Annotated in this window: 20 protein-coding genes, 2 tRNA genes and 2 pseudogenes; 7 read left to right on the forward strand and 17 right to left on the reverse strand. The window is 70.2% G+C overall.

Annotated elements, in window-relative coordinates:
• Nucleotides 1–2 precede the first annotated feature (2 nt).
• Complete coding sequence (locus tag VA596_RS31815; RefSeq protein WP_323331899.1) at nucleotides 3–2,762, reverse strand: hypothetical protein; 2,760 nt, start codon at nucleotides 2,760–2,762, stop codon at nucleotides 3–5.
• Between the two features lie 657 nt (nucleotides 2,763–3,419).
• Nucleotides 3,420–3,593, reverse strand: a complete 174-nt coding sequence (locus VA596_RS31820) for a hypothetical protein (RefSeq protein WP_323331900.1) — start codon at nucleotides 3,591–3,593, stop codon at nucleotides 3,420–3,422.
• A gap of 561 nt (nucleotides 3,594–4,154) precedes the next feature.
• Here VA596_RS31820 and VA596_RS31830 point away from each other — a divergent pair.
• Both VA596_RS31830 and VA596_RS31835 read left to right on the forward strand, forming a co-directional pair.
• Nucleotides 4,155–4,619 carry an SRPBCC family protein gene (locus VA596_RS31830; protein ID WP_323331901.1) on the forward strand — a complete coding sequence of 155 codons (465 nt, stop codon included), beginning with the start codon at nucleotides 4,155–4,157 and terminating at the stop codon, nucleotides 4,617–4,619.
• Between the two features lie 33 nt (nucleotides 4,620–4,652).
• Entirely contained in the window at nucleotides 4,653–5,477 is an 825-nt protein-coding gene (locus VA596_RS31835) for a MerR family transcriptional regulator (RefSeq protein WP_323331902.1), read from the forward strand.
• On the opposite strand, the gene VA596_RS31840 is transcribed toward VA596_RS31835, so the two are convergent.
• Genes VA596_RS31840 through VA596_RS31870 form a run of 7 tightly spaced genes read right to left on the reverse strand, consistent with a single transcriptional unit; the run spans nucleotide 5,461 to nucleotide 11,888 of the window.
• Nucleotides 5,461–6,990: an FAD-dependent oxidoreductase gene (locus VA596_RS31840; protein WP_323331903.1), complete on the reverse strand. Its 1,530-nt coding sequence runs from the start codon at nucleotides 6,988–6,990 to the stop codon at nucleotides 5,461–5,463. The two genes, VA596_RS31835 and VA596_RS31840, sit on opposite strands and share 17 nt — an antisense overlap.
• Nucleotides 6,987–7,694: a class I SAM-dependent methyltransferase gene (locus VA596_RS31845; protein WP_323331904.1), complete on the reverse strand. Its 708-nt coding sequence runs from the start codon at nucleotides 7,692–7,694 to the stop codon at nucleotides 6,987–6,989. Before VA596_RS31845 ends, VA596_RS31840 begins: the two co-directional genes overlap by 4 nt.
• On the reverse strand, nucleotides 7,691–8,008 hold the full coding sequence (locus VA596_RS31850; RefSeq protein ID WP_410171942.1) for a lycopene cyclase domain-containing protein: 318 nt from the start codon (nucleotides 8,006–8,008) through the stop codon (nucleotides 7,691–7,693). The genes VA596_RS31845 and VA596_RS31850 overlap by 4 nt, the downstream gene beginning before the upstream one ends.
• Nucleotides 8,008–8,355 (reverse strand): lycopene cyclase domain-containing protein, encoded by a 348-nt coding sequence (locus VA596_RS31855; protein WP_323331905.1) that lies wholly within the window; start codon nucleotides 8,353–8,355, stop codon nucleotides 8,008–8,010. Before VA596_RS31855 ends, VA596_RS31850 begins: the two co-directional genes overlap by 1 nt.
• A 1-nt stretch (nucleotide 8,356) precedes the next feature.
• Nucleotides 8,357–9,304 (reverse strand): phytoene/squalene synthase family protein, encoded by a 948-nt coding sequence (locus VA596_RS31860; RefSeq protein WP_323331906.1) that lies wholly within the window; start codon nucleotides 9,302–9,304, stop codon nucleotides 8,357–8,359.
• Nucleotides 9,301–10,812 carry a phytoene desaturase family protein gene (crtI, locus tag VA596_RS31865; protein WP_323331907.1) on the reverse strand — a complete coding sequence of 504 codons (1,512 nt, stop codon included), beginning with the start codon at nucleotides 10,810–10,812 and terminating at the stop codon, nucleotides 9,301–9,303. Before crtI ends, VA596_RS31860 begins: the two co-directional genes overlap by 4 nt.
• The gene (locus VA596_RS31870; protein ID WP_323331908.1) at nucleotides 10,809–11,888 is read right to left on the reverse strand and encodes a polyprenyl synthetase family protein; all 1,080 of its coding nucleotides are present in this window, start codon (nucleotides 11,886–11,888) and stop codon (nucleotides 10,809–10,811) included. Before VA596_RS31870 ends, crtI begins: the two co-directional genes overlap by 4 nt.
• A 139-nt stretch (nucleotides 11,889–12,027) precedes the next feature.
• On the opposite strand from VA596_RS31870, the gene VA596_RS31875 reads away from it, so the two are divergent.
• On the forward strand, nucleotides 12,028–13,068 hold the full coding sequence (locus VA596_RS31875; RefSeq protein WP_323331909.1) for a DUF5914 domain-containing protein: 1,041 nt from the start codon (nucleotides 12,028–12,030) through the stop codon (nucleotides 13,066–13,068).
• 98 nt (nucleotides 13,069–13,166) lie between these two features.
• Here the strand turns inward: VA596_RS31875 and VA596_RS31880 are convergent, their stop codons facing one another.
• Nucleotides 13,167–13,331 (reverse strand): hypothetical protein, encoded by a 165-nt coding sequence (locus tag VA596_RS31880; RefSeq protein ID WP_323331910.1) that lies wholly within the window; start codon nucleotides 13,329–13,331, stop codon nucleotides 13,167–13,169.
• A 107-nt stretch (nucleotides 13,332–13,438) separates the two neighbouring features.
• Here VA596_RS31880 and VA596_RS50725 point away from each other — a divergent pair.
• A pseudogene (locus VA596_RS50725) lies at nucleotides 13,439–13,621 on the forward strand (hypothetical protein); the annotation flags it as partial.
• Nucleotides 13,622–14,090: 469 nt separating this feature from the next.
• Entirely contained in the window at nucleotides 14,091–14,540 is a 450-nt protein-coding gene (locus VA596_RS31890; RefSeq protein WP_323331912.1) for a HEAT repeat domain-containing protein, read from the forward strand.
• Between the two features lie 404 nt (nucleotides 14,541–14,944).
• Here the strand turns inward: VA596_RS31890 and VA596_RS31895 are convergent, their stop codons facing one another.
• Together VA596_RS31895 and VA596_RS31900 are read right to left on the reverse strand one after the other, a co-directional pair.
• A complete protein-coding gene (locus tag VA596_RS31895) occupies nucleotides 14,945–15,229 on the reverse strand; it encodes a hypothetical protein (RefSeq protein WP_323331913.1) in 285 nt (94 codons plus the stop codon).
• Nucleotides 15,230–15,304: 75 nt separating this feature from the next.
• A complete protein-coding gene (locus VA596_RS31900; protein WP_323331914.1) occupies nucleotides 15,305–15,937 on the reverse strand; it encodes an SIMPL domain-containing protein in 633 nt (210 codons plus the stop codon).
• Between the two features lie 393 nt (nucleotides 15,938–16,330).
• On the opposite strand from VA596_RS31900, the gene VA596_RS31905 reads away from it, so the two are divergent.
• Nucleotides 16,331–16,693, forward strand: a complete 363-nt coding sequence (locus tag VA596_RS31905; RefSeq protein WP_323331915.1) for a VOC family protein — start codon at nucleotides 16,331–16,333, stop codon at nucleotides 16,691–16,693.
• Nucleotides 16,694–16,840: 147 nt separating this feature from the next.
• Here VA596_RS31905 and VA596_RS31910 read toward each other — a convergent pair whose 3' ends face one another.
• The 3 genes and pseudogenes from VA596_RS31910 to VA596_RS31920 form a co-directional block, all read right to left on the reverse strand.
• Nucleotides 16,841–17,290: an SRPBCC family protein gene (locus tag VA596_RS31910; RefSeq protein ID WP_323331916.1), complete on the reverse strand. Its 450-nt coding sequence runs from the start codon at nucleotides 17,288–17,290 to the stop codon at nucleotides 16,841–16,843.
• 67 nt (nucleotides 17,291–17,357) lie between these two features.
• A pseudogene (locus VA596_RS31915) lies at nucleotides 17,358–17,568 on the reverse strand (DUF2945 domain-containing protein).
• Between the two features lie 113 nt (nucleotides 17,569–17,681).
• Entirely contained in the window at nucleotides 17,682–18,815 is a 1,134-nt protein-coding gene (locus VA596_RS31920) for a DUF3140 domain-containing protein (RefSeq protein WP_323331917.1), read from the reverse strand.
• A 78-nt stretch (nucleotides 18,816–18,893) separates the two neighbouring features.
• Between VA596_RS31920 and VA596_RS31925 the strand changes: the two genes are divergently transcribed.
• Entirely contained in the window at nucleotides 18,894–19,136 is a 243-nt protein-coding gene (locus VA596_RS31925; RefSeq protein WP_323331918.1) for a hypothetical protein, read from the forward strand.
• Between the two features lie 174 nt (nucleotides 19,137–19,310).
• Here the strand turns inward: VA596_RS31925 and VA596_RS31930 are convergent.
• Nucleotides 19,311–19,383, reverse strand: a tRNA-Glu gene (locus VA596_RS31930).
• 101 nt (nucleotides 19,384–19,484) lie between these two features.
• Nucleotides 19,485–19,556: transfer RNA gene (locus tag VA596_RS31935), tRNA-Gln, on the reverse strand.
• Between the last annotated feature and the right edge of the window lie 32 nt (nucleotides 19,557–19,588).

Below are 19,588 nucleotides of genomic sequence, written 5' to 3' on the forward strand. Positions count from 1 at the left end.
CGCTACGCCTCGTCGTCACCGAGGAGCGGGTCAGGTGGTTCGTGAGGCGGCTTTCCCAGACGGGCCATCGGGTTGAGCGGCAGACCGGTGGCCTTGTCGTCCAGCCACTGCAACGTCGTCGGCAGCGCGACCTCCCAGCTGTCGCCGGGTTCTCCGTCCGGCGGCGGCATCATCTGGTCGCGGATCTCCCGGGCCACCGACAGGTACATCGGCTCGCCGGGTACCGGCGCGCACGCACCGCCGAGCCACGGCTGACGGAAGGTGAGCCAGTGCAGGACCGCCGCGCCGAACCCGATCCGGGCCGGGACGACGACCCGGATCGAGCCCGCGCGCAAGAAGGTCCCCAGGTCCGGATCGACGGTCTCCAGGTCCATCAGATCCGGCCAGCGGTCCCGGCCCGCCCAGTAGTAGGGGTAGGCGACCCACGCGAGATTGGCCCACTCCAGCGCCTGCTCGAGGAACTGGATCGTGTCGGCCGAGCCCAGCGCGGCGGGGATGTTGACGTCCGGGGTGTTGTCGCGTGCGGGAGGTACCGCCTTCGCGGGGACGGCGTTCCGGCCGTCGAACGGTGACTCCCCCAGCAGCCACGTGACGACGTGCCGGCGTACTTCGTGCTGCATCATCTCCGCGTTGCGCGACGGAGAGCGTTCGTCCAGCGTCGCAGGACTTCCCGCCAGAGCCTGCTCGGCACGCCACTCGCGGAGCCACGTGTCGTAGGCGGCGCGCACGACGTCGTAGACACCCTGCACCCACGCGTCCTTCGCCTGCTGGGTCAGCTCGCACTTCAGGTCGACGCCGACGTTGCCGGCCCAGGCACCGACCAGGCACACCGAGATCGGCAGCTTCACGACGACCGGGTGGGCGAGCGCCTGCTCGGCACCGGCGTGGTGCAGGTGCCCGTCCAGGAACTGCACGAGGTGGTCCTGGGCACCCGAGGACATGATGCTGTTCGTGCCGCCACCCGGCCCCGCTTGACTGTCGAAGATCATCTGGTCACCGGCGGCGACGGTCGCGGTGATCGTGTGCAGTGCCTCCTGACGGTCGTAGCCGCCGTGCGCCGACGTCTCCCGCTCCCAGATCGCGTGGAACGGCGTCACCTCGACATTGGCCGTGATCGCGGTCACCGCGTAGCCGGGCGGTACCGCCACTTCCACGGCCTGCGCGAGCACCGGCGCGTTCCAGAGGTCCCCGTTCGGTGCCAGCCCGGCGTCCTTGGCCATCAAGGCCAGCGCGGCGGAGGTCCCCACCGTCGGCTGCGGCGGCTCCGGCATCCCGGTCGCCCCGTAGGTCGCCGCCAGTCCCAGGTAGTTCTCCGGCGTGATCCCGCCGTCGGGAAGCACGAAATCCGGCGGCCTGCCGACCGAACCCGAGCGCGCCGGCGGGGCGCCCAGCTGCTCCAGCAGATACCGCCCGGGTTCCGGGATCTCGAACTCCAGCTGCAGGCGGTCCGGGTAGCGCCAGACCTGGAACCGGTCGACCCGCGCCACCCAGCGGTAGACGCCGCGGACGTGGTCCGAGGAGGGATTGTCGAGCTTGTGCTGCTCGCGCAGCTCGGTTCGGGTGAGCGTCCGCCGCGTCCGTTCCTGCCGGGTCTGGGTCTCGATCTTCGACGCCGCCCGCGCGACGGCCTTCTTCGCGATCTCCGTGGTCCGGTCGGTCGAGTCCTTCAGCGAGAAGTCGGCGGAGAACCCGGCGGACACGTCGAGCTTCACCGAGCTGTACTGCGCCGAGACGTCGACCTGCCCCTTGGCGTTGATCGCCAGGTCCAGCTCCCGCTTGCTCTGCTCGGTGAACGTCGACTCGTCCGACGTCTCCGAGGACGTCTCACTGCTCGAATCAGTCGACGAGCTGGTCGTTTCGACGACTTCGGCCTCGTCGATCCGGGTGAACCGCATGTCGTGGTGCTCACCCGCCAGCACGTTCCGGATGTCGGCGATCTCGTCCGCCACGTACCCTCGCCACTCCTTGCGGACGACGAACAGGTCACTTGTCGTCGCTCGCCGGACCAGCTTGACCTGGTCAGCCGGCAGCACCTCGGGAAACGGCGGGTCGGGCAGCACCGGCGTGCGGCACGCCAGCAGTTCCGAAATCTCCCGCGTGGTCAACGGCCGTCGGTAGGACGAGCGGCGCTCGACCAGCCCGGCGACCAGCAGCAGCCGGTTGAGGCGCTGCGCCAGCTCACCCTGCCGCGGCAACAGCAGTGCCGCGGCCAGCGAATCCACCAACCGCGACCAGGACGCCCCGAGCAGTCCGTGCAACCTGCCACGGGACTCAAGGTCGTCCCGCTGCTCACCGTCGCCGCCGTCGAGCGGACCATCCGCGGCCTGCTGCGGCGCGGCACCACGAAGCCGCTGGTCGAGCTCGGCCGGTTCGGGCTCGTTGTCCTGGGTGACCAGCCACCGGTCGATCCGGTCGATCATCGCCAGGCCGGGCTGCCCGGGGATGGGCACGGGTTCCCCGCCATCCTCGCCCGGCATCGTGGCGGCCGGGTCGATGCCGCCTCGGAGAGCGAGCACCGTGACCGCAGTGGGCCTCAGCAGGAACGACTCGGCCAGAGCCGGGGCTTGCCCGGCCGGGTTCTCCGTGTTCGCCACGAGATCGCGCAGCTCGGGCACGAACTCCGTGCCGCCCCAACGCAGGTGCTGAACGTGGGTGTGGACGTCCGGATCCACCTCGGACCATTCGGTGACCAGGGTCGAGTCACCGGCCACCACGGTCCGGCGCGGCGCACGCACGGCTCGCAGTGCGTAGATGTCCGTCATGCCAACCTCCCGAACAGGTCCGGCCGAATACGATCAGCCGGCCGGCAGGACCAGGCGAATTTGCCGTAAGGTGTTTCAAGTGAAATCGCACCGCAAAGCAGAATGCCCGGCATCGGCCATGAACACCAGAGGCAATCAGATTTGTGATCGTTTACCGGCGGCGCGATAAAGTCGGATACTTTCCAGGTTTATCTGATCCATTCGGGACAGAGCGGCTCGAGGGAACGAGGCACGACATGAATCCGATCACGGTGAAATGGATCGTCGTGGCCGCGGCACCGGACGCACCCGCGAGCTCTGACCGGGGCACAAACCCTCCAGGCGACCAGCATCCTCGCCGGCGTGGTCGCGGTGTCCGGAGCGACCATCATCTGGGCTCGCTTGCGCAGCACGCTCGTCGGAGCCCTTGGCCGCCGGCACCGGCGGTTGTCGCCAATTACTTCGCTTCCAAAACTTCGGACCAGGCTCAGCAGGCCATCCCGAACAGCCACCATGAGCAAGGCGTCGTTCCGCCTCGAGATCGACCCGGCTGCGAAACCCGCGGCCAACACCGCAACGGTCGCTTTCCAACATCCACCGTGACGGTCGGGTTCTCGCCTTCCGCACCGAAATGACGAGAACGACACCGCAGGGCCGCACAACGTCCGGTCTTGCCGTTCAGACGATGTCGAGCCTCGGCGCGGCGGACGCTGATTCGGCCGCGTCGACGAGGGCGTGTGCGTCCGCCGCGTTGGCCACCCGGACGGCCATCGCCGGGACCGCGCGTTTCGTCGGCCGGGTCGTGTAGACGGCGAGGGTCTTGGTGATCCGGTAGACGTGCGGTGCGCTCATGGTCGGCTGGGGCGCCCTTCGGAAGCGTAGGTGATCGGTTCGAGCACGCTAGCCGAGCCACCGCGTCGACAACGACCCGATAAACCTCCAACGTCCTCTCATGCCGCTGACCGGACGTTCACCAACACGGCTGGCCAGGAGACTGCAAGAAGACCTCGCCGATCACGTCGACACCGCGGAAGCTGCTGCCCGAGCGCGGCGCCATCACCACCTCCGAGCTGGCCCAGGTCGAGGACGGGACGCGGGTGTGGGTCGGCAGAGCGGTCACCCATCGGCAACGGCCCGCCACGGCGGGCGGGATCATGTTCCTCAACCTCGAAGACGAGACCGGCATGGCCAACGTCCTCGTCCCGCCCGGGTTGTTTCACCGGTTCAGGCAGACATTGCGGTACCCAGCTGTCTTGGTGCACAGCCTGGCTGATGGCGCGGGTTGGCGCCACTGACGTGCCGCAGTGTTTCTCCTGCGGGAGTGTCGCGCCTCTCGCAGAAATCCCAGTCTGCCGACTCCAAGCCGGGATCAGGCGGAATTGTCCTCTTGGATCAGAAAGGAAACGGATCGCGATGAGTACCGTCACCGAGTCCGTCGATGTCGAGACCGACGTCACGACCGCCTACAACCAGTGGACCCAGTTCGAGTCCTTCCCCCACTTCATGGAGGCGGTCGACGAGATCCGGCAGCTCGACGACAAGCACACGCACTGGAAGGTCAGCGTCGGCGGGGCCACCCGCGAATTCGACGCCACGATCACCGAGCAACACCCGGACGAGCGCGTCGCGTGGCGCTCGGATTCCGGGCCGCAACACGCCGGTGTCGTGACGTTCCACCGGCTCGGCGACCAGCGCACCCGGGTCACCGCCCAGATGGACATCGATCCGGAGGGCTTCTTCGAGAACGTCGCCGACAAGCTCGGCATCCTCGACCGTCGCGTCAAGGGAGATCTCGGCCGGTTCAAGACCTTCATCGAAGAGCAGGGCGGCCGCGAGACCGGTGCCTGGCGCGGTGAGGTCGACCGCCCGGGCAGCTGAGCACCCGGCCGTCGGTTCAGCCACACTGTTCCGATGGAGTCGCCCGGCACCGCCCCCGCCGTCCAGGTCGTGACCTGGCCTGCGGGGGCGGTCGCGCGCATGCTGGACTTGCCGCCGTCCACGCTGCGCGCGTGGCATCGCCGGTACGACCTTCCCCTCTCCGCGCCGCAGACCGGCGCGCACCGCCGGTACGGCAGCGCCGACGTCCGCGCGCTGGTGCGGATGAAGCACCTGATCGAGCAGGGCTTCAGCGCCGGCTCCGCCGCCTCCCGCGCCTTCGACCCCGGCCGCGGCGCCGACGTCGAACTGCTGCTGGACGCGGTGACCCGGCTGGACACCGAGACGTCGATCGCCCTGCTCGAAGCGCAGCTGAACGCCGATGGCGTCGTCGCCACCTGGGACGGCCTCTGCCGCCCGGCGCTCGAAGCCCTCGGCGGCCCGGCCACGGCCGATCCCGACCACTGCATCGATCTCGTGCACGTCCTGACCTGGGCGATCACCGTCGCCCTGCACCGCGTTCCGGCCCCGGTCGGCACCGGGGCCATGGTGCTGCTCGCCTGCGCCGACGGCGACCGGCACACCCTGCCGCTCGAGGCCCTGCGCGCGGCCCTCGCCGAGCACGGCCGGGCCGCACTGCTGCTGGGCGCCTCGATCCCCGAAGGCGCCCTCCGCGACGCGATCCAGCGCACCCACCCCGCGGCCGTCGTCGTGTGGAGCAGCCAGCCGGCGCAACCCCCGCGGCTGCGTGACAAGGCCCGGCTGGTGCTGGCCGGGCCAGGATGGCCGGCCCGCGGGCCGAGGGCCAGGCGCCCGGAGTCGCTCGGCGACGCGGTCACCCTGCTCACCGCGCGGGAGTGAGCCGCCCGCTGCGAGCGGCGAGCCGGTCGAGCAGGGCTATCCGGCCGTGGTTGGGCACCGAGCGCAGCGGGTGGCCGGTCAGCCCCCACCTCCGCAGCAAGGTGTTCGCGGCGGTCCAGCCGGTCGTGGCCGCGCGTTCCATCAGCGCGACCGGCAGGTCGATCCGGATCGCGTCCCCGGCGAGCACCAGGCCGGGCTGCGGAGTCACGACCGCGGGCCGGCGGGCGAAACCGCCGACCGGGAACAGCGGGCAGTCCTGCCGCACGAGCGTGATCGCCCCGGCCACGCCGGCGTTGGCGGTCTCCGGGTAGAGCCGGTGCAACATCCCGTCCAGCTCCTTGGCGACGCGGTCGGTGTCCGTTTCGGACGCGTAAGCGTGCAGCTCGACGACCGAGCCGTGGTGGCGGCGGGCCCACCGGCGCGCCTCGCCTTCGTAGCGGTCCAGGACGCTGATGTTGTCCAGCGGCGGAAGTCCGCCCGTCCCCAGGAACGCCGGGCGCGCGGGATCGACGGGACGGTCCAGCCACAGCCGGCGGACGACGAACGGCGGTGCCGTGCGCAGGTCCGCCACGATCTGCCGCCAGTCCGGGGTGCCCAGCCCGGCGGAGGCGGCCACGACGCGCTGCACGCCCGGCACGTCACCGGCCAGCACGACGGCGTCGAAGAACTCGCCGTCGACCCGGAACCCGTCGGCTTCGGGCTCGACCACCCCGACCGAGACGCCGGTGCGGACGTCGGCGCGCCGCGCGGCCAGGTACTCCCTCAGCGGGTTCCACAGGGCCTGCGGGAACGGCTCGGCCGGGACGTCGAACAGCAGTCCTTCGGCGGAGCCGAGGAAGTACAGGTGGAACATCGTCGCCAGCTCGGCCGCCGACAGCTCGCCGGGGTCGGCGAAGAAGCTGCGGGAGAACACGTCGAAGGCGAGGTGCCGGGCCGCGGCGGGGAAGTTGATCGCGGCGAGGAACGTCGCGGCGTCGACGCCGTCGAGCTGCTCGTAGATCCGCGGCACGGCGACCCCGGCCAGCGGCAGCGCACGCCGCCCGTCGAGCCGGAGCAGGTCGCGCGCCCGGAACGTGGGGCTGCGCAAGGCGAACGCGAGCGCGTTCACCGGCGGGGTCAGGGGCAGCCCGGCGAAGGTGTCCGTGCGGCCGTGGGCGTCGACCAGCGGGTAGTCCGCGACCGCGGTGAGCCGGTCGAGGCCGGGATCGGTGCGGGCGAGCAGCGCGCGGAGGTTGTAGTACTGGCGGAAGAACGCGTGGAAGCCGCGGCTCATGGTGACCTCGGTGCCGTCCGGCAGCCGCTCGCCCCAGCCGCCGGCGCGCCCGCCGAGGTGCCGCTCGCGCTCGAAGACCGTGACCTCGACGCCGCGCTCGGCCAGGCCGGTCGCGGCGGTCAGCCCGGCGATCCCGCCGCCGACGACGGCGGCGCGCGGACGGCGCCCGAGCCGCCCGGCGTCGGTCAGCCCGCCGGGCGCCGGGTGGGTTTCGATGCGCCGGTCGCGTCCCGGCTTCACGGGCGGGTCCCCAGGACGGTGTGGACGATCCCGCGCTGCCAGCCGGGCATGGTGCCGGTGCGGACGTCGGTGAACCCGGCGCCGGTCAGGCGGGCGCAGAGGTCGGCGACGCCGTCGAAGGCGAGCACGCTGCGGCGCAGGTGCCGGTACAGCGTCGCGTCGCCGGTGGTGAGCCGGCCCGCCGGGATCACGATCGCGCCGCAGACCGCGTTCCACACCCGCTGGGCGCGCCGCGAGTCCCGCACCGAGTACTCGTGCACGGCGATGCGGCCGCCCGGCCGCAGCAAGCCGTGCAGCTTCTTGAGCTGGGTATCGGGATCGGCCAGGTTGCGCACCAGGTAGGCGGCGAAGATCGCGTCGAACGGGTCTTCGTCCGCCAGGTCCTCGACGGGCGTGTGCACGAAGTCCACCGTCGCCGGCCACCTCTTCGCGCGCGCCCGGGCCAGCATCTCGGCGGAAGCGTCGATCGCGGTGATGCGGGCGTGCGGGACCGCCGAGAGCAGCGCCGCCGTCGAGGCGCCCGTGCCGCATCCGGCATCGAGGATCCGCGAGCCGTCGGCGGCCCCGAGGCGCCGCGCGGAGATGCGCAGGTGCCGGTGGTAGCCCGGGTTGACGCCGACGAGCCGGTCGTAGGCCGCGGCACCGCCGTCGAACGCGGCCGGCACCTCGTCCCGGGGCAACCCGTTGCCGGACAACAAGCTCATGCACTGTCCTTTCGCGACTTCCCGCGTTCCCACAGCAGCAGGACCGCGGTGACGAGGGCGTACCCGAAGAGGAAGTCCTCGACGGGGATGTCCCACGGGAACCGCCAGCCGGTGATGCCCCCGGGCGCGTACCGCACGATGGGGGCGGACAGCTTCGTCAGCCACCCGTCCACCGGCACCTGGAAGGCGGTCACGATGGCCATCGTGACCCAGTAGGCGGGCCGCCGCAGCAGCCCGGTGCGCAGCACGAGCAGTTCGGCCGCGATCACCACGACGACGGCGGCCACGGCGGGCACGGTGTAGCCCCACGGCATCAGCGCGGCACCCGCTGCCGGCGCCGCAGGACCCGCCCCACCAGCCGGCCGGTGAGCTGCACGCCCTCGTAGGTCAGCAGCCCGCAGATCGGGACGACGACGAAGAACAGCACCTCCTCCAGCGGGATCCCCAGCGGCGCGCGCAGCCCGGTGACGAACGCCGGGTCGAAGTCCCAGACCCCGGCGGCGACGGCGACGGCGTCCCAGACCAGGAACACCGCCGCGACCGGCAGCACCGCCCGGGCTAGCCGGCGCGGCCGCCGGTACACCCGGGCCCCGGCCAGCTCCAGCGGCAGCGTCACGACCACGCACGCGGCGAGGACGATCAGGTACTCGAACCGGCCCACCTCAGGCCACCGCCACCGGGTGGCGGCGCCGCGCCCACTGCGCGCGGACGAGAGCGTCCCCGGCCGCGAGCAGCCGGCGGTGCCGCGGCACCGCGGCGCGGCCGGCGAAGACGTTGTGGTCCGCGGCTTCGATGCGGTCGAGGATGCCGCCGTAGAGCGTGAAGGCGGTCCACACGCACGGCCGGGACGCCGGGTGCAGCATCGGGATGCCCGGGCGGGCCTCGGCGTAAATCCGCCGGGTCCGCGCGACCTGGTCGGCCAGCGCCCGCCGCACCGCCGGGTCGACCTGGCGGGTCCGCGCGCACCAGGCGAGCCGGTCGCGGTCGACGCCCTCGGCGGCCAGTTCGTCGGCCGGCAGGTAGACCCGGCCGCGGTCGAGGTCTTCGGCGACGTCGCGCAGGAAGTTGGTCAGCTGGAACGCTTTCCCGAGCGCGGCGGCGCGCGGGGCAGCCTCCGCCCGCGGCACGACGGTGCCCAGCACCGGCAGCACCTGGAGCCCGATGACCTCGGCCGAGCCGTGCACGTAGGTGTCGAGCGCGGCCCGGGTCGGGTAGGCGGTGACGGTGAGGTCCATCCGCATGGACGTGAAGAAGGCCGTGAAGTGCGGCTCGGGAATCTCGAGGCGGGCGGCGGTGTCGATCACGGCGGTGCGCAGCGGGTCGTCGCTGCGCCCGGCCGCGAGTTCGGTGCGGAAGTTGCGTTCGACCTCGTGCAGCGTGGCGGCGAGACCTTCCGGGGTGGTGCCGGGTTCCGGCTCGTCGACGAGGTCGTCGAGGCGGCGGGCGAACGCGTAGAGCGCGTGCACGGCCGGGCGCTGAGCGGGCGAAAGCATGCGCGTGGCCAGGAAGTAGGTCCGGCCGTGCCGGGCGTTGACCTCCCGGCACCGCCGGTAGGCCTCGCGCAGCCCGGGTTCGGTGATGCCGGCGGCGTCGAGTTCGCGGCTCGTCATCGGTGTCCTTCCGCGGCGAGGTCGAGGGTGGTGGTCCCGGTGCGGTGGCTGCCGGTGACCCGGTCCGCGGCGAGCCGGCCCGAGAGCAGGACCGTCGGGACGCCGACGCCGGGGACCGTCCCGCCGCCGGCCAGGACGACGTTCTCCGTGCCGGGCGGCAGGTTCCGCGGCCGGAACGGTCCGGTTTGGACGAACGAGTGCGCGTAGCTGAACGGCGTGCCGGCCACCAGGCCGCGGCGCTGCCAGTCGGCCGGGCTCAGCACGTAGGACAGTTCGGGGGTGAAGCCGGGCAACAGCCGGGTGCGAACGTGCTCGAGGATCTCCTCGGCGTACGGCGCAGCGTCGGCGTCCCAGTCGCGGGGTCCGCGGTCGAGGTTCGGCACCGGCGCCAGGATCGAGTACAGGTCGCGGCCCGGCGGGGCCAGGGACGGGTCGGTCGCCGTCGGGCGGGTGATCAGCAGCGACGGGTCGCTCATCCGCCGTCCGTCGGTGATCAGCTCGCGGAACGTCGACGCCCAGCCGTCCCCGAACGAGATCGTGTGGTGCCCGAGCGCCGGATCGGCGCGACCGCCCGCGTGCAGGACCAGCGCCGACGGCGCTGCGCGCAGCTTCACCGGGCGGCGCGGCGCGCGGCCGAGCAGCCGGTAGCTCTCGTGAGGTTCCGTGGTCAGGACGACCGCGTCCGCTCCGATCCGCTCGCCGCCCGCGTGCACGGCGGTCACCCGGGTCCCCCGGCGTTCGAGTGCGGTCACCGGCGCGCCGAAGCGGAACTCGACCCCGGCGTCGGCGGCCACGCGCGCCATGGCCCGCGGCACGGCGGCCATCCCACCTTCGGGGAAGTACACGCCGCCGACGGTGTCCATGTAGGAGATGACCGCGTAGAGGGCGAGCGCCCGCATCGGCGACTCCCCCGCGTACAGCGCTTGGAAGGTGAAGACGCGCTTGAGCCGCTCGTCGGTCAGGAAGGCGCCGATCCGGGCGTCCAGGCGCCGGAACCCGCCGAGCGCCACGAGCCGGGCCAGGTCCGGGGTGAGCAGCCCGAGCGGCGAGTCGAAGTTGGCCGCGACGAACCGGTCGAACTCGGCGCGGTACAGGCGGGTCAGCCAGTCGCGCAGGCGCCGGTACCCGGCCGCCTCCGCCGGTCCGGCGAAGTCCCGGACGGCGTCGGTCATCCGGACCGGGTCGGCGTGCACCGGCAGGACGGATCCGTCGGCGAACCGCGCGGTGTAGGCGGGTTCGAGCCGGGTCAGCCGCAGGTGCGCGGCCAGGTCGGCGCCCACGGCGGCGAAGGCGTCGCCGAGGATGGCGGGCATGGTCAGGACGGTCGGTCCGGTGTCGAGATGGTAGCCGTCGAGGTCCACACGCCCGGCTCGGCCGCCGGGGCCGGGATCCCGTTCGACGACCACGACCGAGCGGCCCCGCCCGGCCAGGTGCAGGGCGGCAGCGAGGCCGGCCAGCCCGGCGCCGACGACGACCACGCGGTCGGTGCGCCCGGTGACCGTCTTCATCGGACCCGCTCGGTGCACCGCAGCGCCAGCGTGGTGAGGGCGTCGGCGGGTTGGTGCGGGAGGTCGGCCAGGTCGGTCACCTCGAGGGCGTGGTGGACTCGTTCGTCGATGAGCTTCTCCAGCTGGTCGCGGGCGCCGGTGGCGGTGATCAGCCGCTGCCAGCGCTCCACCGCGGCGGTGTCGACGACGTCGAGGTCGAGCAGGCCGGCCAGCTCGGCGCGCTGCCCGCGGTCGGCCAGCTCGGCGGCGAGCACGACCACCGTGGTGGCCTTCCGCTCGCGCAGGTCGTCCCCGACCGGCTTGCCGGTGACGGCGGGGTCGCCGAACGCCCCGAGCAGGTCGTCGCGGAACTGGAACGCCTCGCCGACCAGGCCGCCGTACGTGCCGAGGGCGTGCACGACCTGCTCGTCGCAGCCGGCGAGAGCGGCGCCGAACTCGAGGGGACGCCGCACGGTGTAGTTGCCCGACTTGCGCCGGACCACGTCGAGGACGTCGCCCCAGGCGGGCAGCGCCCGGGCCTCGTTGACGAGGTCACCGAGCTGCCCGACGGCCAGTTCCGAGCGCAGGTGGTCGTAGATCGGCCAGCCACGGGCGAGGATCCCTGCAGGCAGGCCGCTGCTGCGCAGCAGCTGCTCGGACCAGACGAGGAACAGGTCGCCCGCGAGGATCGCGGCCGACTCGCCGAACCGCTCGGCGGATCCGCCGAGGCTCTCGGCTTCGTGCCAGCGCGCGAACCTGACGTGCAGGGCCGGACGGCCGCGCCGGCGCTCAGAGCCGTCCATGACGTCGTCTTGGGCCAGGGCGAAGCAGTGCAGCAGTTCGAGCGCGGCCGCGGACCGCAGGGCAGCCTCGTCGTCCGGCTTGCCGCAGCACCAGCCGGTGTAGGCGAACAAAGGCCGGAGGAACTTGCCGCCGGCCACGAACTCCGGCAGCGCGGTGCTCGCCGGGGTGCCGGCGGCGCGTCCGGTGAAGTGCTCCCGCACCCGTTCGGTGACGAAGCCGTGGACGTGCTCGGCGCACCGGCGACGCAGCTCGTCGAGCCAGGCCGCCGGACCGGCGTCGGGGATGACTGCCATCCGGGCTCCTCCGTCGTCGCCACATTCGATGTCCAAACGATGCACCGTGTGCCTTTACCCTGCACCACGAGCGGCAAACCCGCGACCGATGCGGATCAGCCGCCGTGCGCGTTCGCCGCCGGTCCCCGACGATGGGTCCATGACCGCCAGCCAGCGCGTCGCCGGGCTGTGGCCGCGGCGATGGCCCATCCAGCCGTTTCGCGAGCCGCGGTGGGCGAACCAGGAACCGACCTATCGGGACTGTCCGCCCGCGCTCATCGAGGCCGCGGGCAAGCGGGCTTCGGCGCGGCCGTCGGGCAACTGGTTCGTCATCGGCGCCAGCCGGTCGGTGCGGAGCGACCGTCCCTTCGGTACGACCGTGGGCGGGACGGAACTCGTCGCCTGGCGCGGCGAGGACGGCGAGGTCCGGATCGGCCCCGGCGCCTGCCCGCACCTGGGCGCGCCACTCGCCGACGCCCGGATCGACCGGGGCGACCTGCTCTGCCGGTGGCACGGACTGCGGCTCGACGGCGAACGCCGCGGCACCTGGTCACCGGTCCCGGCCCACGACGACGGCGTGCTCGTGTGGGCCCGCCTCGACCTGCTCGGCCGCGAGCAGCCGACGGACCGGCCGGTGGTGCCCGAGCGGCCTGACGCGGAGGTGCGCATCGACGCGGTCGCGACGCTCACCGGGATCTGCGAACCCGAGGACGTCGTGGCCAACCGGCTCGACCCGTGGCACGGCGCCTGGTTCCACCCGTACTCCTTCGCCCGCCTCCGCGTACTCGAAGCACCCCAGGGCCTGGACGTCCCCGACGACGAGGACCGCTTCCTGGTGGAGGTGACGTTCCGGCTGGCCGGCCGGTGGGGTGTGCCCGTCCTGGCCGAGTTCGTCTGCCCCGAGCCCCGCACGGTCGTCATGCGGATCGTCGAAGGCGAAGGCGTCGGCAGCGTAGTGGAAACCCACGCGACGCCCCTGGGCCCCGGCCTCGACGGCCGTCCGCGCACCGCGGTCGTCGAAGCGACGATCGCAGCTTCCGAACGTCCTGGTTTCGCGGTGGCCACCAAGCTCGCACCGGCGATCCGGCCGCTCATGCGCCACACGGCGACCAGGCTCTGGCGCGACGACCTCGCCTACGCCGAGCGCCGCTACGCGTTGCGATCAGACCATCGCGCCGGTGCGGAGCCGCGATCCGAGTAGGGCGGTCAGCAGGTTCCGGGCCGAGGCCGCCACGGCCACCCCTGCCGGCTCGACCTCCAGCAGCGGGCACCGGAACCAGAACCCCTCGGCGATCCAGTTCACCGCCCTGACCTCTTCGAGATCTTTCCGCCCCACCGGATGCGGCCCCGGAGCGACAACCGGCGGACGAGGCGCAACTGTCGTTCGCTCAGCTGCCCCAGGATGTTTTCGAGGTCGTCGCGGACGTCGTCGGTGTCGAGCCACTCCCTCGTTCCCGCTGCCATCGGCACGCCCTCCCTGTCTTCGAGACGACATCGACCCCTTAAGCGACACCGTGATACTCCGCTTGCGGCCGTCTCATACATTCGACTCCACTCGAGTCGACAGTGGAATGAAGCGGATCAGGCGGGGTACCCGAGGCTTCCCTTCACTTCGGTTCTGGCCCTCGGCGCCCCAGACGGTCTCACTACTGCGTTCCATCGCGAAAGACGACGCGGAATGGGTCGTCCGCCTGGCTGCGGTCCAGGCACTGGCCAGTGCAGGTCCCCTCGACACGGGCACCGCGTCCGTGCTGTTCGATCGCGCCGAACAGGACCCGGAACCCGACATTCGCCAGGTCGCCATCCAGGTGCTCTTGGTGCACCACGGCTCCGACGACAACTCCGACCACGACCCCGCAGTGCTCTCGACGGTGCCGCAAGCCCTGGTGGCTCACTGGCCCGACCGGCCAGCTGTACGGGATGTCGTCACGGCCGCCTACGCCCAAGGCGACGTCTCGATTCAGCGCTTGGCTCTCCGGCTGCTCGTCGAGCACTGGCTCGACGAGCAGCCGACCCGTTCCCTTCTGATGGACGTGGTGACGAACGCGCACGACCAAGAATGCCTGCGCATCGCCGCCCGCGGTTTCGCCGCGGCCAAATCCGGTGGTGAAATCGGGCAAACCCAGCTCCACCATCGCGTAGTCGACGACGAGGAACCGAGGGTTCGACTCGCCGCGCTCGAAGTGATCACGACTACCTGGCCCGCGGCCGAGTCCACCCGCGTTGCTGCACTTGCTTACCCGGCCCGAGGAGCGGAAGACGAAGCCTGGCGACGGGAAACGCGAAGAGATCGTCAGCGGCGACTTGCGTCGGGTGGCGGTGCAGGCGCTGGTGGAGTGCTGGCCGTCGACCCCCGAAACCCACGACGTGCTGCGCACCCTGGCCGTGAGGGATCGCGAACCGACGCTGCGCCTGGCCGCCGTGATGGCTCTCGGCTCGTACACCGCCGTTGAGGACGACGTCATCACCCTCATAGTTCGCCTGACCGGCGCACACCACTCGGACGATATCCGCGTGGCAGCGATCGCGGCTCTGGGCAGCATCCGACCGGTGACCGATAGCGCGTTGTCGAGGCTGAAAGAGCTGACGAACGGGGAGGACAAGGCGAGCATCAGGCGAGCGGCGACCTCAGCACTCGCCACCGCAGAATCGACCGAAATAGTCGAAGCATAGGTCACCGGGGTGTCCACCCCGGGAGGCACCCGAACTGACTTCGATAGCTTCGCGTCGTCGTATGCCGCAGCCCGGAATCGCCGTCCGCCGAGCGCGGGTGGACATTGTCGTCGTGGCCGGATCCGCGGACGATTTCGTGCACCTGCACCGCTTGGACAACAAACTTCCTACGCTCGCGGACGTACGGGAGTTCTGCGTCCCGGGACGCGGGAGGCCGGCGAGGTGTGTTCGCTGGTTTCGTCGGTTCCCCCGTACGGATTTGCCGAACTCGAGGAAGCGACGAACATTGCTGGTGGGATTCGCGCCGTCGAAGCTCGGCGCAGCTGTATGCCGAGCGTGCGCGATTGACCTGAAGCCGCCAGCTTTCAGCCGTTACGGAACCGGCCGACGGCAACTTCGGACGTTCACTCTTCGGCATGAGCGCGCGTCGCGGGCATCGCCGCGGCGACTTCGGCCGCGGCGGCGTCGGGGATCTTCCGCACGAGCGCCTCGCATTGTCGACCGGGAAGAACCGATCGTGACGGCTGTGCACCCGAGCGTTCGGTCTTGCCTATCCCGGCCATTCCGCTCGCTGCGGCGACAGTCGCGGCGTCCGGAGCGAGAAATTCGAGCAGCCGCGTCAGATCTTCGCCGCGGCAGGCGAACGACGGCTCTCCGGTAGCAGACCTGACACCTATCTCGTCCGTCATACCCCCGTTGCCGTCGAAAGACGCGTGAGCGTTGCGGGGCGGTTCCAACCACCTTGGACGCTCACAAGTCGTTCCTTACGCGGGCACGATGCCGAACCCGAGCACCACGGCCGCTGACACCACCACGTGGCCAGGGGCAAGGTCTTCCGCCGTGGCGGCGCTCTCGGCCCCATGACCGCGGTACTGCGGCCTCTCGTCCGGGTTAACGTCATCGATGTGCACCACCGCGCCCAGCCGGACACCAGCCGCCTCGGCGTAGAGTTCGGCCTTCGCCCTGGCCGCCGCGACCGCCTCGCGCCGGGCCCGGGCACGGAGAGCCGGTTTGTCCAGGACGTCGAAGTCGACGCCCTCGATCTCGTTTGCACCGGCGGAGACCAGGTCTGTCAGCAGCGATGGCAGATCGTCCAGCGTCGCCGACTCCACGACGAACGACGCCGAACTCTCATAGCCCAGGAACTTCCGCTGCTGGCCGTACTCCCACTTGCCGCCGAGTTCGATCCGCGAGCTCTCGACGCCGGCGTCCGGGACGTTGTGCCGCCGCAGCGTCGAGCGGATCTCGTGCACGGCCAGCCCCGCGGACTCGAAGGCGTCCGACGGTTTCTGCTCCAGGCACACGACCTTGAATCGCGCCCGCACCAGGTCCGGGGCCGCCTTGACGCTCGCGGCACCGTGCACCGTCACGCCCCACGGACGTTCGATCATCTGCATGGGCCGAGTCAACCACGAATCAGCGCGGGCTGAACGCGCCAGCGAGGAAGTGCAGAGACCGCCGTCTACGTACTCGGCCACCGCATCAAGGCGATGCGGGCATGCCGGCCATCTACTCGGCGTTCCCCAGCGACCTGTCGCCCAGCGCCTCCGCCTTGGCCAGCGAGTAGGCGCGGCCGTGCCCACCTCGACTGTTCAGGCGCCGTCGTCGGGCTGGGAGCCATGCCGTCAAGCTGCAGCTTTGCTTCGGCGGCAGCTCGAAGGACGTTTGACGAACGCGACTAGCGCTTGGCCCATGTCGTTGCGGGCTGGGGCCAGTGCGGCGAGATCGTCCTACGACTGATCACCGGCGGACGCTGTGTCGCTCTCCCACTCCCGGGGTATCCCATCGACATGAACGCCCGGATCATCGCCGTCACGGTCGACTGCCACGACGCCGAGCAACTGGCCGATTTCTGGCGGCAGACGCTCGGCTATCCCCAGATCCAACGCTGGCAAGACGGCCACGGAATGACGTACGTCGAACTCAGTCGCGACGGCGAAGTGCCGCTCTTGTTCCAACCCGTCGGCGAGAACAAGCAGGTGAAGAACCGCGTGCACATCGACATTGCGCCCACCGAACTCGCCCAGGATGCCGAGATCGAGCGGTTGGTCGCGCTCGGAGCCCGGGTGCTCACCGAAGACCCGGCGGAACGCTTCATAGTGCTCGCCGACCCGGAAGGCAACGAGTTCTGTGTCCTCCCGCAGCGCGGGTAAACAGGCGGAGCATCCCGCCGTCGACGACTGCCTGAACGGCTGCGGCAATGGCAGCAGCGCATCAGATTGTCAGTGGCCGTGTCGAAACACCGTTGCTCACTCGCATGCAGGTTGCTTCCACTTGATCGTCGCGCGCGGCAACGTGGATCAGTCGTTATCGTCGTAGGAGGTCCAGCCGCCCTGGCCTTGAGCTGCCTCGACGTCGGCGTCGGCACTGGCCGCGTGGGTGATCGCCGCCACCGTCTGCTCGAGCCCCTGCTGGACCTCGTCAGCATCCGCCTCGCGGACGCTGTTCAGCGTCACGGTGATCTGCGCGGCCGCCGGTCCGGCTTCGTCGATGCGCAGCTCACCACGGTAGTCGTCCGGGCCTTCCGCGCCCCATTTGAGCGAACGAGTGGCGGGGTCAGTGCGTAACCAGGCTTCCCCTTCGACACGCTCACCGTGCACGTCCGCCTCGACGTGCACGCTCTCGCCACCACGTGACTCGGCGACCTTCATCTGCGGAAAGTACCGCGGCAGGTTCTCCGGATGGCTCAGGAACGCGTACAACTCGTCGGCGGAGATGTCGGCGGTCGCGGTGTGCTGGTATTCGGCCATCGTCTGCTCCTTGGTATGACGGTAGCGACCCGGTTACCCAGCTGCGGCGCCACCACACCCAGCGCGCTCAGACCGGGTGAATCTTGTCGGGGTGGTGCACTGCCGTCTTACCGGTCTTCTCGCTACGCACCGGATACTGCGGCTCTTCCTTCGATGCCTTGACATGCCGGCCACCGGCTTCGGCCTCGCTCGTGATCACGTCTTCAACCGTGCCGACGGAGCTTTCGTTGCCGGCGTCCCCACCGGACGCGATCACCTTGAGCGAATTTTCGAGTCACGCTGACCGAGTAACCACCGAAGGAGCCGGGTAATCACGCAATGTCGGCTGTCCGCCCGAAAGGGGAGGAACGTGAATGGGTGTCGTGATGGTCGGCGGTGGGTTCGCCGGGTATCACGACGTACGGATCGGGTACGACCGGCTGGTACTCGCCGCCAGCACCGTCAGCAAGCTGCTGCCGACCTCGAGTAGCTCACCCATCTGCAGGCGCGCTACCGATCGCCGCGACGCTGGCCAGGCGCATGATGTCGTGCGTGACAACGACACCCTGGACGACACCGCAGCTGACTGTCCTTCCTCAAGGACCAACGTTTCGCTATCGATCAGCTGGCCGCTCCGATGGGGACGGAGGTGCTGATCGATCCGCAGGCAAGAGCGGTTACCGGTGCTCGTCCAGCTGCGAGTGCGGGGTTTCAGGTCAGCAGAGTGCAGGATGTTCCCGACCGCCCCAGCACCTGCGTCACCCACTGTATCGGCCCACGACCGTCCCGCGTGGCGATCCACGCGTGGGCATCTCGTCGGCAATCGCGGACTCGGTCCAGCTCGGTCAGGATGTTTCGGCGAATCGTGGCACCAGTTCATCAGCGAGTACCGCCACGCCAGGTGGCGATGGATGCAGCCCACAACGGGGCGCATGTGCTCGCAGTCCAGCTCGTTCAGATCGGCCTTCTTGGTGCCGAGGGTGGCGACGATGCGGCGCCCGGACTGGTGTCCGATCGATTCAGCCTGCGTGCATTGCCCGAAGCGTTTCGATTCGTCGGTCTGCAGCCGTTCACGCAGCTCGGCTACCAGGTCTTCAACCGCCGTGCCACGACGTCCAAGCGCGGCCGGGTCAACGAGCCCTACAAGTGGATCTGGTCTCCGCAGCCGGTCCACGAGCCGCTGGTCGAGAAGTGGATGTTCGACGAGATCAACAAGAACCGCAGCGAGAAGCGCGGGTCGCGCGACGACGACACGCTCAGCAATCATCCGCAGACCAAACGCAAGTACGTCCTTCGCGGACGAGTGGTTCACAGCTGCGGCCGGCGCATGACCGGCGACATGAAGGCCAGCGGTGTGGCGTACTACCTCTGCTGGCCCCGCAAGAACAACCGGGCCACACCCCACCTGCATCCCGGCTTGCCGTCGTCTGTCCGCCTGCGGGAGGACGAGCTTCTGGAAGCCATCTGCCGCTTCTACGCCGACCGGCTCTTCGGACCTGAACGGCGAGCGATCCTCGAGGCGGAGCAAGGAGGCGTCGACGACCATGCCGTCCGGGCACGAGAGGCCGAGCGGACCCGCCGGCAGAAGCTTCTGGCCACGATCACCCGCCAACAGGACTCGATCATGAGACAGGCCCGCGAAGGCGACCCGGATGACCCCTTCACCCAGGGGCTCCGCCAGAGCTACAACGACCTGGAACGCGAGAAGAAGGCATCGCTATCCGCCATCGCCGAGTTGGATGAAGCCGACGAGAAGACTGCTCCGGTTGCAGCCGACCTCAGTCGGCTCGACGCGCTTCCTTATCTCGCCGTCCACCTCGCGAGGGCGCCGCGTGACCTTCTGTACGAGCTGTTCGAGGTCACCTAGCTCAGCGTTCATGTTCACGGACTCGGTGACGAGGTCACGATCAAGGTTAAACTGCCTGGTGATCAGCTGCCCAAGACGGCGGAAGCCGCGGAAAGGATCTCCGACGCGATGACATCCATGGAACCAAAAAACCCAGCTGACCTGGGTCAACTGGGTTCGGGTGGATGCTGTTTGTACCCCCGATGGGATTCGAACCCACGCTACCGGCGTGAGAGGCCGGCGTCCTAGGCCGCTAGACGACGGGGGCTTAGGAACTTCCCTGGTTTCCCAGGGGCTTTTCTGTTTTTCTTGCTGGAGAGAACTTACCAGAGGCGATTGCTCGCTCTGCAGGGGGGTCACTCTCCGCAGCTGGGGTACCAGGACTCGAACCTAGACTAACTGGACCAGAACCAGTCGTGCTGCCAATTACACCATACCCCAGTGAGGTACCGAGCCAGCTGGCTGGTTCAGCA

Origin of the sequence: Amycolatopsis heterodermiae (assembly GCF_034929455.1) — a bacterium.
Lineage (GTDB): Bacteria > Actinomycetota > Actinomycetes > Mycobacteriales > Pseudonocardiaceae > Amycolatopsis > Amycolatopsis heterodermiae.